At 73.2% G+C, this 11,768-nt stretch carries 6 protein-coding genes; 5 read left to right on the forward strand and 1 reads right to left on the reverse strand.

Translation table 11 applies throughout. The features are described 5' to 3' along the window. Window positions 1-42 precede the first annotated feature (42 nt). Genes recC through recD form a run of 3 tightly spaced genes read left to right on the forward strand, consistent with a single transcriptional unit; the run spans window position 43 to window position 8,776 of the window. Complete coding sequence (gene recC / locus V7004_RS07580) at window positions 43-3,462, forward strand: exodeoxyribonuclease V subunit gamma (protein WP_334143134.1); 3,420 nt, start codon at window positions 43-45, stop codon at window positions 3,460-3,462. Continuing rightward, a complete protein-coding gene (locus tag V7004_RS07585) occupies window positions 3,459-6,905 on the forward strand; it encodes a UvrD-helicase domain-containing protein (RefSeq protein ID WP_334143135.1) in 3,447 nt (1,148 codons plus the stop codon). Before recC ends, V7004_RS07585 begins: the two co-directional genes overlap by 4 nt. After that, window positions 6,902-8,776, forward strand: a complete 1,875-nt coding sequence (gene recD / locus V7004_RS07590) for an exodeoxyribonuclease V subunit alpha (protein WP_334143137.1) — start codon at window positions 6,902-6,904, stop codon at window positions 8,774-8,776. The genes V7004_RS07585 and recD overlap by 4 nt, the downstream gene beginning before the upstream one ends. A 33-nt stretch (window positions 8,777-8,809) precedes the next feature. Here the strand turns inward: recD and V7004_RS07595 are convergent, their stop codons facing one another. After that, on the reverse strand, window positions 8,810-10,093 hold the full coding sequence (locus tag V7004_RS07595) for an FAD-binding oxidoreductase (protein ID WP_442968025.1): 1,284 nt from the start codon (window positions 10,091-10,093) through the stop codon (window positions 8,810-8,812). 168 nt (window positions 10,094-10,261) lie between these two features. On the opposite strand from V7004_RS07595, the gene V7004_RS07600 reads away from it, so the two are divergent. Together V7004_RS07600 and V7004_RS07605 are read left to right on the forward strand one after the other, a co-directional pair. Continuing rightward, entirely contained in the window at window positions 10,262-11,407 is a 1,146-nt protein-coding gene (locus tag V7004_RS07600) for an NAD(P)/FAD-dependent oxidoreductase (protein WP_334143139.1), read from the forward strand. Between the two features lie 54 nt (window positions 11,408-11,461). Next, window positions 11,462-11,768: MFS transporter (locus V7004_RS07605; protein ID WP_334143140.1), on the forward strand; the 307-nt coding region annotated here is incomplete at its 3' end.

Here is an 11,768-nt window from a genome sequence, read left to right on the forward strand (position 1 = left end):
GCCCCGTCATGGCTGTCACCGTGCTCTCGTACAGTTCGCGACGTGCTGCACCTCCACGTCGCGGACGAGCTCGAGCGCCTCGTCGACCCGCTCGCCGAGGTGCTCGGACAGCCCCCGGCCGACCCCTTCACCCCCGAATGGCTGGCGACACCCTCGGCCGGTCTCAGCCGATGGCTGCGACTCCGTCTCGCCCGCCGACTCGGCGCGAGCGACGGCGATCTCGATGGGGTGGCGGCGAATCTCGACCACCGCTTCCCCGGGGCGCTGCGCTCGTCGGTGCTCGCCGCGGACCTCGACGGCGAGCCCGACCCGTGGTCGCTGCCGCACCTCACCTGGGAGGTGCTCGGCACGCTCGACGCCGCCCGGGGCGACCGGCGGTTCGGCCCCGTGGCCGCCGTGCCGGACGGGGCCACCGCCTTCGGCCAGGCCCGACGGGTGGCCGATCTGCTCGACCGCTACGCCACCCACCGGCCGGCGATGCTGCGGGCCTGGGCGGAGGGCCGCGGGGTGGACGGCGCGGGCGCCGGTCTCGACCCCTCGGCCGTCTGGCAGTACCACCTCTTCCGATCGCTCCGGCGACGGATCGGCACCCCGAGCCCGGCTGAACGGCTGCCGGGCATCGTGGCCCGGCTCCGCGACGGCGAGCAGGTGCCGGGCCTCCCCGCCCGGTTGTCGTTCTTCGGCCTCTCCTCGGTCCCGGGTGGCGCGCCGTTCCTCGAGCTCGTCTCCGCCGTCGCCTGCAGCCATGAGGTCCACCTCTTCCTGGTCCAGCCCTCGCTCCCGCTCGCCCGATCGCTGCGGACGCGCCTCCAGTCCCGCGGAGCGCCGCTCCTCCTTCGGGCCGACGACCACTCCGCGGAGGCGGTCGCGCACCCCCTCCTGCGTTCCTGGGCTCGCCCGAGCCGGGAAGCCACGATCCTCTGGGCCGCCTCGACCGCCGCGGCACCCGAGACCCGGATCGTCGAGCTCGATCCCGAGCGTCGGGATGAGCCCCGGACCCTCCTCGAGCGGGTGCAGGCCGACCTGCGCGCCGATCGGCCGCCGGCGGGCGATCACGTGCTCGAGCCCGGCGACCGGTCGATCGAGGTGCACACCTGCCACGGGGCGATGCGGCAGGTCGAGGTGCTCCGCGACGCCATCCTCCACCGGCTGGCCGACGACCCGTCCCTCGCCGAGGACGACGTGCTCGTGGTCTGCCCCGACATCACCACCTACGCTCCTCTCGTCGAGGCGGTGTTCGGTCGCTTCGGCGCGGACCGCCGACCCTACGACGGCCGGCACACACCGCAGCTCGAGTACCACATCACCGACCGATCGCTGGTCGACACCGACGCGCTGGTCACCGCCTTCGCCAGCGTGCTCGAGCTGCTCGGCGGCCGGTTCTCGGCCTCGGCCGTGCTCGACTTCATCGCCCAGCAGCCGGTTCGCGACCGCTACGAGCTCGACGAGGAGGCATTCGACCAGATCAACCGATGGGTGCGAGAGGCATGCGTGAAGTGGGGCCTCGACGCTGACCACCGGCGGCACTGGGACATCCCGGCCGGCTACGAGGCCCTGTCGTGGCGGTTCGCGCTCGACCGCCTCCTCCTCGGCATCGCCACCAGTGACGACGGCTTCTCGCTGGCGATGGGCGGCGTGCTGCCCCACGAGATCGAAGGTGACGAGGTGGCCACCGCGGGCCGTCTGGCCGATCTGCTCGGCCGGCTCCGGTGGCTGGCCGAGCACGCTGCGGGGAAGCGCACCATCGACGAGTGGCTCGCGCTGCTCGGCGACGCGGCGACCGACCTGTTCCGCGCCCCCCGCGACGAGCCGTGGCAAGCCGAACGGCTGGCTCAGGTCCTGAACGACGTCGCGGAGCAGTCCCGAGCGGGCGGTGAGGGGTCGTCGACCCCGCTCGACCTCGACGACGTCCGGCGGGTCTTCGCCGAGCCCCTGGCGGGCACGCCGCGCCGATCGCACTTCTTCCGGGGCGGCATCACCGTCTCGTCGCCCACCCCGCTGCGCGGGGTGCCCTTCCGCATGGTGTGCGTCCTCGGCCTCGACGAGGATGCCTTCGCCGGGGCCGGCACCGACGGCGACGACCTGGCGGCCGCCGCACCCCACCTGGGCGACGCCGACCCGCGGGCCGATGCCAGGCAGGCCCTGCTCGAGACCATCCTGGCCGCGAGCGACCAGGTCCTCATCACCTGCACGGGACGCAGCATCGTGACCAACCAGCCCGTGCCACCGGCCACGGTCCTGGCCGAGCTGCGCGAGGTGGTGCGCAGCACCGTGCGTCCCGAGGACCGGGACCGGGTCGACCACCAGCTCGCCATCGCCCACCCCCGCCAACCCTTCGACGACCACAACTTCCAACCCGGCCGGCTGCGGTCCCGGCCCTGGAGCTTCGACCCGCAGCTCCTCGACGCCGCCCGGTCCCGACGGCGCAAGCTCGAGCCGGCACCGTTCCTCGCCTCACCGATCGACCAGCGGTCCGAGGAGCACCTCGACCTGGCCGACCTGCACCGGGTGCTGGGCCATCCGGTGAAGGCCTTCCTCAGCGACACCCTCGATATCGTGCTGCCGTGGGAGTCCGAGCAGGTCTCCGAGGAGCTGCCCCTCTCGGTGTCCGCGCTCGACCGATGGAAGCTCGCCGACCGCCTGCTGAGCGCACAACTCGCGGGGGGTGACCGGTCCGCGTGGCTGCGGCGCGAGCGAGCGGCCGGCACCCTTCCGCCAGCCGAGCTCGGTCAGCGAGCGCTCGACGAGGCCACCGGGAAGGTCGACGGGCTGCTGGAGCGGCTCTCGGGATGCGGCTACGAGCTCGGCACCGAGCCGGACCGGGTCCCGATCGACGTCCTGCTCCCGGACGGGACCCGACTGACCGGGCTGGTGGACGACGCCCACGCCGACCTCCCCGGCCCGGTGCGGGTCAGCGCCAGCCGGCGACGACCGAAACAGTTCCTCGCCGCCTGGCTCGATCTCATGGCCCTCACCGCCCACGATCCGAGCCGCGACTGGTGGTCGGTCACGATCGCCCCGCACGAAGACAGCTCGCGCCGATCCGAGCCTCCGGTGATCGAGTGCCTCGGGCCGGTCGGGCGGACCGTCGAGGATCGCCGCCGGAACGCCCTCGCGGCCCTCGGCGTGGCCGTCGACTGCTACCGCCGGGCGCGCCGCGAACCGATCCCGCTGTTCCCCAAGCTGTCCCGGCCGCTCGCGGAGGGGCGAGCCACCAAGGAGGACTGGATCGGCCGTTGGGGGGGAGACGGGACCGACCCGGCACACCGGTTGGTCTTCGGCGACCTCGACCTCGCCGGTGTGCGAGCCCTTCCGGTGCAACCACACGATCCTCCGGGCCGGGCAACCAACCGGGCCGAGCGCTTCGCACAGTATCTGTGGGGCACCATCCTCGACTCCTGCACCGTGTCCCACCTCGACGACGGCGCGGACGGCACCGACGACGAGGAGGCCTCGACGTGAGCCGCTCGCCCATCCCGCGGTTCGACCCGACCGCACCGCTGCCCACCGGTCGGGTCGCCATCGAGGCCAGCGCGGGCACCGGCAAGACGTACGCGTTGTCCAGCCTGGCCACCCGCTACGTGGTGGAGGGCGGCTTCGACATCGGCGGCCTGCTCATGGTCACCTTCACCCGGGCCGCCGCAGCTGAGCTCCGGGACCGGGTACGGGACCGCCTCGCCCAGACCCGCACCGCCCTGACGACGGTGCTCGACGGCGGCGACCCACCGTCCGGCGACGAGGTGCTCCGGCTGCTGTGCGCGGGCGACCTCGAGGAGCGGCTCGAGCGGTCGATGGCCGCCCTGGCCAGCTTCGACAGTGCCTGTATCACCACCATCCACGGCTTCGCCTCGCAGATGCTCGGCGCCCTCGGCGTGGCATCGGGCGACTTCGACGCCACCTTCGCCGAGGACGGCGACGAGACACTCCGCCAGAGCTGCGCGGACCTGCTCGTGGCGGCGGCCCTCTCCGGCGCCCACCCTGCCGACCACCTGCCCGATCACGACACCCTGCTCGAGTTGGCTCGTGCCGTCGCCGGCAACCCCGGCATCGCGCTGGCGCCGGGACCGGATCCGGCGAGCTCGAACGACATCGCCGTACTCCGCCGCCGGCTGGTCGAGCGGGTGGTGCTCGAGGCGGAACGTCGCCGGCGAGCGCAGGCCACCCTGTCCTTCGACGACCTGCTCACCCGGCTCCGGGACGCCCTGGCGAGCACCGGGGGCGGGATGGCGGTGCGCGACGCGCTCCGACGACGTTTCAAGGTCGCCCTCATCGACGAGTTCCAGGACACCGATCCCGTGCAGTGGCAGATCTTCGACGCGGTGTTCGGTCGTCCCGACACCGGGAGCACCCTGGTCATCGTCGGCGACCCCAAGCAGTCGATCTACGCGTTCCGCGGCGCGGACGTGCACACTTACCTGGAGGCCGTCGGCTCGGGGACCACGGTGAGCGAGACGCTGGCCACCAACTGGCGCTCCGACGCCACACTGCTCGAGGCGCTCGACGCCCTGCTCTCGGGTACCACCTTCGGCGACGAGCGCATCCGCTTCCATCGGGTGGAGCCCGCACCCGGACATCACGACCAGCGGATCCGCTCGGTACGCGGCGAAGAGCTTCCGGCGCTCTCGCTCCGCCTGGCCATCCATCCCGCCCTCGGCCGGCAACAGCGGAGCCCAGGGGTGGTGCTGGCCGACCAGGCGGAGCAGGCGGTGTACGCGGACCTCGCCGAGCAGGTCCGCCTCCTCCTCGAGGACGCCGAGCTGCGCGACGGCGACCACTGGCGCCGGGTGACACCGCGAGACGTGGCGGTGCTCGTGGTGGCGAACAGAGACGCGGCCGACGTGCAGTCGGCACTCGCCGCCTGTGACATCCCCGCCGTGGTCTCCCGCGGAATCTCGGTGCTCGAGACCACCGCCGCGCAGCAGTGGCGATGGCTGCTCGAAGCGGTCGGCCAACCGGCCGATCCGCGCCGGGCCGGCACCGCCGCCCTGGGCTGGTTCGTCGGATGGACCGCTGATCAGCTCCACCACGACGACGGCACGGCCTTGGCCGAAGTGCAGGAACAGCTCCACCACTGGGCGGGCGTGCTCCGCACCCGCGGCCCAGCGGAGTTCCTCCGTCGGGTGCGATCCGACTCGGGGGTCGCACCCCGCCTGCTCGCCCGGCCGTCCGGCGAACGGGACCTCACCGACCTCGATCACCTGGCCGAGCTCCTGACCCTCTCGGCGCCTGCTCACGCCGGGCCGGCCGGTCTGGTCGCCGCCCTCGACCGGCTCGCCGATCTCAAACCCGACGAGACCGGCCTGAGCATCACCGCCCGGCGCATCGAATCCGAGGCCGACGCGGTGCAGATCATGACCGTCCACGCCGCCAAGGGACTCGAGTTCCCCATCGTGTGCTGCCCCAACCTGTGGCGTGGGAGCCCGACGACCGTCCGCGACCTCATCATCTACCCGGACCCGCAGACCGGGCGGCGCACCATCGACCTCTGCCCGCAGCACCCCTGGCCGGACACCCGGACGGCCAAGGAACGCAAGCGGCTCGCCGAGCGAGCGGCGGTCGGCGAGAACCTCCGCCTGCTGTACGTGGCCCTGACCCGGGCTCAGCATCGACTGCTCGTGTGGTGGTGCCGCGCCAGCTCGAGCGACCGCACGGGTCTGGCCCGCGTGCTGTTCGCCCGTGACGACGAAGGCCGGATCGACCCGCAGCTCTTCGACGCCGAGCGGGTCCCCATCCCCCCCGACCAGGAGGTACCCGACCGCCTGCGGCCCATCGCCACCGCAGCCGGAGGCACCGTGGCCACGGCGATCGTCGGGCCACCCGCCGGTCCCGTCCGCTGGGAGGGCGGCACCGGTCGGGAGACGGGCGAGCTGTCCGTGGCCACCCTCGAACGGGAGCTCGACCGGGCCCGCCGGCGATGGTCGTTCACGATGATGGCCAGGGCCTACGGCGAGTCAGGGGTCGATCCGTTCGACGACACGCTGGGCGACGCAGCCGCCGGCGATGAACCACCCGAGGACCTCACCGGCGCGCCCGTGCCCGCGGAGGCTCCGATCCCCGACACGCCGGCAGCGAGGCCCCCGGTGCTCCCGCTCGGCGACGTCCGGGGCGGCACCGCGTTCGGCAACCTGGTGCACGACGTGCTCGAGCACACGGACTTCGCGGCATGCGACCTGCGGGCCGAGCTCCACGAGCAGGTGGTGCGGGCGACGCGCTGGCGTGGGATGTCCGGCGTCGACCCCGACACCCTCACCGAGGGGTTGATGCGCTCGCTGACCACCCCGCTCGGCCCGCAGCTCGGCCATCGCCGCCTGTGCGACTTCGAGCGCGCCGATCGCCTCGACGAGCTGGCGTTCGAGCTGACGCTGGCCGGTCGCGGCACGGGTGCCGACGACGCCTCGATCGGGGGGTTGATCCTCCGGCACCTCCCCGCCGGGCACGGTCTGCGGCCCTGGGCCGAAACGCTCGCCGATGGCGCCCTGCGGCGCCAGCTCGCAGGCCATCTCACCGGCTCGATCGACCTGGTGCTGCGGTTCAAGCAGCACGCCGAACCCGACCGGTTCGTGGTGGTCGACTACAAGACCAACGCCCTCACCCCCCGAGGGGCGCCACCTGCGCTCGAGCACTACCACCCCGACCGCCTCCCGGCGGCGATGGCCGAGCACCACTACCCGCTCCAGGCCCTGCTGTACGCCGTCGCCCTGCACCGGTACCTCCGCTGGCGGGTCCCCGACTACGACCCGGCGATCCACCTCGGAGGGATCACCTACCTGTTCCTGCGAGGCATGGTCGGCCCGGAGACCCCGACCGCCGGTGGCGTGCCCTACGGGGTGTTCGCCTGGCAGCCACCCGCGGCCCTCATCACCCAGCTCAGCGATCTCCTGCACGGGTGCGAGGTGGCGCCATGACCGCGCCCACCCCGCTCTTGAGCCCGCTGGTCACCTGCCTGGCGCCCTTCGTCGAAGCCGGCGTGCTCGACCACGCGGATGTCCACCTCGCTGAGGCCGTCGGGCGGCTCACGCCCACCACCTCACCCGAGGTCCTGCTGGCCGCCGCGTTGGCCGTGCGAGCGGTCCGGCTGAACCACGTGTGCGTCGTGCTCGAGGAGCTGCCCGGCTCGATCGTGCTCGACGAGCGCGACGACCCGGTCGACCTGTCATCGCTCCCGTGGCCCTCACCCGAGCGCTGGCGGGCCGAGCTGCGCGGCAGCGAGGCGGTGGCCACCGTGATCGGCGACCCCTCGCCCGACGCGGGTGCCGTCGACGGCACGATCCGCCCCCTGGTCTTCGACGGCACCCGGCTCTACCTCGAGCGCTACTGGCGCTTCGAGCAGGAGGTGGCGAACGACCTCATCACCCGGGCCGCGACCCCATCCCCGGGGGCGACCGGGGTCGGCGCGGCCGCGGGCAGGACCCTCGATCAGCTGTTCCCGCCCGCGCCCGGCCACGTCGACCTCCAGCGCCGGGCGGCCGAGGTGGCGTTGACCAGCAACCTGGCCGTGATCGCCGGTGGTCCCGGGACCGGCAAGACCCGGACCATCGCCCGGATGCTGGCCGTCGCCCACCAGCTCGCCGAGCCGCAGGGCCGACCCCTGGAGGTCGCGCTCGCCGCCCCCACCGGTAAGGCGGCTGCCCGGATGACCGAAGCGATCCGCCAGGCGATCGACGAGGCGGCGATCGGCGGCGAGCTGGCGGAGGTCCTCCGCGGTCTGGAGGCCTCGACCATCCACCGGCTCATCGGCGCCCGGGGCACGACCGCCCGCCACCACCGCCGCCACCCGATCCCTGCCGACGTGGTGGTGGTCGACGAGGCCTCGATGGTGTCGTTGCCACTGATGGCCCGCCTGCTCGACGCGGTGCGTCCCGAGGCGAGGGTCGTGCTGGTGGGCGACCCCCACCAGCTCGCGAGCATCGAAGCCGGCGCAGTGCTCGCCGATCTCGTCGCCGATGCGCCGGCCCGCGATCGCGGCCCGCTCGCGGGGAACGTGGTGGTACTCGAGCGCTTCCACCGGTTCGGCGCCGACTCCACCATCGCCGAGCTCGCCGATGCGATCCGCCGGGGCGATCCCGATCGGACGATCGCCCTCCTGGCCGCCGGCGCCGACGACGTCGAGTGGGTCCGACCTGACGACGCCCGGGCGCTGGCTCGCCTCGAGCAGGTCGTGGTCGACAACGCGATCCGGGTGGCGAGCGCGGCGATCGACGGCGACCCGGCGGCCGGCCTGGCCATCGCGGAGGAGCTCAAGGTCCTGGCCGCCACCCGTCGGGGTGCGCTCGGCACCGACGACTGGCGGGCGCGCATCGAGGGAGCGCTCGGCCGCACCGACATCCGCGGCGCCGACGGGCGACCGGTCCGGTTGGGCCTCGGCGAGACCTGGTATGCCGGTCGACCGGTCATCGTCACCCGCAACGATCCACTCCACCACCTGGTCAACGGCGACACGGGGCTGGTGATGCGCGACGACCATGACCGCCCGGTGGCCGCCTTCCGTTCCGCCGACGAGCGCGGGATCCGCCTGCTGCCCACCTCGCAGCTGGCCGCGGTCGAGACCTGGTGGTCGATGACCATCCACAAGAGCCAGGGATCGGAGTACCGGCACGCGGTCGTCTCGTTGCCCCGAGCCGAGTCGCCGATCCTGACCCGGGAGCTGCTCTACACCGGCGTCACCCGAGCCCGGGAGCGGGTGACGGTGGTGGGCGGCGAGGACGCCATCCAGGCCGCGGTCACCCGTCGGGTCGCCCGGGCCACCGGCTTGGCGACCCGGCTCTGGGGCTCCTGACCAGCGGGCCACCGCCGCGCCGAGCCTGCTGGCTCACACCCACTTGCCGGGATTGAGGATGTCGTGGGGGTCGAGCGCCTGCTTGATGCGACGGGTGAGGTCCATCACGTCGCTGCCGAGCTGGCTGACCAGGTGGCGGGCCTTGAGCACCCCGATGCCGTGCTCGCCCGTCACCGTCCCGCCCAACGCCAGCGCCGCGTCCATGATGGCGTCGAAGGCGGCAAGGGCTCGGCTGGCGGCATCGCCGTCATCGGGATCGAACGTGACCAGCGGGTGGAAGTTGCCGTCACCCGCGTGACCGATGACCGGGATGGACGTCCGGTGTTCGACGGCCACCGCCTCCACCGCCGCCAGCAGCTCGGGGATGCGGGGCACGGGCACGCCGACGTCTTCGATCAGCACGGTACCCGTCCGCTCCACACAGGGGATCGCCATGCGCCGGGCGCCCATGAGCAGCTCGCCCTCGTCACGGTCGTCGGTGGCGGCGAGATAGGTGGCGCCACTGGCTTCGCAGGCCTCGGCGATCCGGTGGGCCTCGTCGCCGCCTCCGTCGGTGCGGGCCAGCAGCAGCGCGGCGGCGCTCGTGTCGAGGCCCATCGGCTTGACGGCCTCGACGGCCGCGATCGCGGCACGGTCCATCAGCTCGAGTGCCGCGGGTCGCACAGCGGACACGATCCGGGTCACCGCGTGGCCGGCGTCGACGAGGGAGCCGAAGCTGGCCACGACGGTCGATGCCGGCGGCGGGAGCGGGCGCAGGCGCAGCACGGCTTCGGTGATGACCCCGAGGGTGCCCTCGGAGCCCACGAAGAGTCGCTTGAGGTCGTAGCCGGCGACGTCTTTGACCGTTCGCCCGCCGAGCCGCACGGCCCGCCCGTCGGCGAGCACCACCTCGATGCCGAGCACGTAGTCGGTGGTCACCCCGTACTTCACGCAGCACAGGCCGCCGGCATTGGTGGCCAGGTTGCCGCCGATGGAGCAGATCTCGAACGATGACGGGTCGGGCGGGTACCACAGACCCTCCGCGGCGGCGGCCTGCTTGAGCTCGGCATTGCGGATGCCGGGGCCGGCGATGGCCACCATCGCGGCGGTGTCGATCGACAGGGCGCGCATACGCTCGGTGGACAGGACGATGCAGCCGTCGATGGCCGTGGACCCGCCCGACAGGCCGGTGCCGAGGCCGCGGGGCACCACCGGGACCCGGAACCGGGACGCCACCCGCATGACCGCCTGCACGTCCGCGGTGTGGCGAGCCCGTACCAGCGCCAGGGGCGTGCCGGGAGCGACGGTCGTGGCCCGGTCGGTCGTGTACCCGGCCATCACGTCGGCGTCGAGGACCACCGGCCGCTCACCCAGCTCGGCCAGCAGCGCCGAGCGGACGTCACCGTCGCGGGTGGGATCTCGCACGTCCCCATCCTCTCGTCTCGGCGCCCGGCGCGCCCGTCCGCGGCGGCTACCGTCGCCGGGGCATCGGTCGAGGAGGACGCCATGGCCCGGGTCGTGATCATCGGTGGAGGCTTCGGTGGGTTGGCGGCCGCCCATGAGCTGCGCAGCGCGCACCCCGAGCTGGAGGTGACGCTGCTCGATCGCCGCGACCACTTCTTCATGGGGTTCGCCAAGCTGTGGGACCTCGCCGGCGTTCGTCCCCTCGCCGACGGCACCCGCTCACTGCACGCGCTCGAACGCCGGGGTGTGCGGTTCGTGCAAACCGAGGTGACGGACATCGATGCCGCCGCTCGCCGGGTCGACACCGATGCCGGCAGCTTCGACGCCGATGCGCTGCTGATCGCCCTCGGCGCCATCCACGCGCCGGCCCACGTCTCCCTGCTCGACGCGCCCGGCGCGCACGACCTCTACGACCCCGCCGCCCTGCCCGCGATGCGCGCCGAGCTCGACTCGGTCGTCGACGGTCGGGTGCTGGTGTCGATCCTGGGTGGGCCGTTCCAGTGCCCGCCGGCCCCGTTCGAGGCGGTGCTGGCCATCGACGAGCGACTGCGCCGCCGCGGGGTGCGCGACCGGGTGGAGGTGGCGATCTCGACCCCCCAGCCGATGACCCTGCCGGTGGCCGGGGTCGACGCCAGCCGCTACCTGGCGTCGCACCTCGGCGAGCGGGGCATCGAGCTGCTGGCCGAGCATGCGGTGGAGCGGGTCGACGGCGCGGGGCGGACGGTGGCGTTCACGAACGGCACCTCGGTGGGCTACGCGGTGCTGCTCGGTGTGCCCGCCGCCAGTGCACCACCGGTGCTGGCCACCGCCGGGCTCACCGGCCCGTCCGGGTTCGTCGAGCCCGATCCGCGCACCTTGCGCACCCGCTTCGACCGGGTCTACGCGGTCGGTGACTGTACGCACGTACCCACTGCCAGCGGTGCGCTCCCCAAGGCGGGGGTGTTCGCCGCCAGCCAGGGAGCGGTGGCGGCGCGCAACATCGCTGCTGAGCTGCTCGGCGGCGAGCGCGCCCGGTTCGATGGCTACGGGCTCTGCTTTCTGGAGCTACCGGGTGAGCAGGTGGCATTCGTGGAGGGTGACTTCCTGGCGGAGCCCCGGCCCGAGGTGACCCTCACCGGCGCGGATCACGAGCGGTACCTGCGCAAGCAGGCGTTCGAGCGCGAACGCCTGGACGCCTGGCTCGGCTGAGGTGTCGGGGATCGCCGGCCAGCCCGCGTGGCTGTTCTCGAGGGAGGTGGAGGGATGACCCGCACGATGCGCCGCCAGGTCGCCAACTGGGAACCCGGCAGTGATGGGGACCCCCGACGATGGCTCAGCCTCGTGGTGCTGTGCCTGAGCCTGCTGATGGTGGTCCTGGGCAACACCGTGTTGAACATCGCCCTGCCGACACTGGTGCGCGACCTGGGCGCGACCGACCAGCAGCTGCAGTGGATGGTCGACATCTACAGCCTGTGCTTCGCCGGCATGCTGTTCACCGCCGGGGCGCTCGGCGACCGGTTCGGCCGCAAAGGGATGCTCAACGTCGGACTGGTGATGTTCGGGATGGGAT

This window comes from Rhabdothermincola sp. (assembly GCF_036846205.1).
GTDB lineage: Bacteria > Actinomycetota > Acidimicrobiia > Acidimicrobiales > Acidimicrobilacustridaceae > Rhabdothermincola.

Excerpts from the sequence above, each read along its gene's own strand:
- recD (WP_334143137.1), top strand. The coding sequence starts at position 6,902 with ATGACCGCGCCCACCCCGCTCTTGAGCCCGCTGGTCACCTGCCTGGCG.
- V7004_RS07595 (WP_442968025.1), bottom strand. The coding sequence starts at position 10,093 with ATGGCCGGGTACACGACCGACCGGGCCACGACCGTCGCTCCCGGCACG.
- V7004_RS07600 (WP_334143139.1), top strand. The coding sequence starts at position 10,262 with ATGGCCCGGGTCGTGATCATCGGTGGAGGCTTCGGTGGGTTGGCGGCC.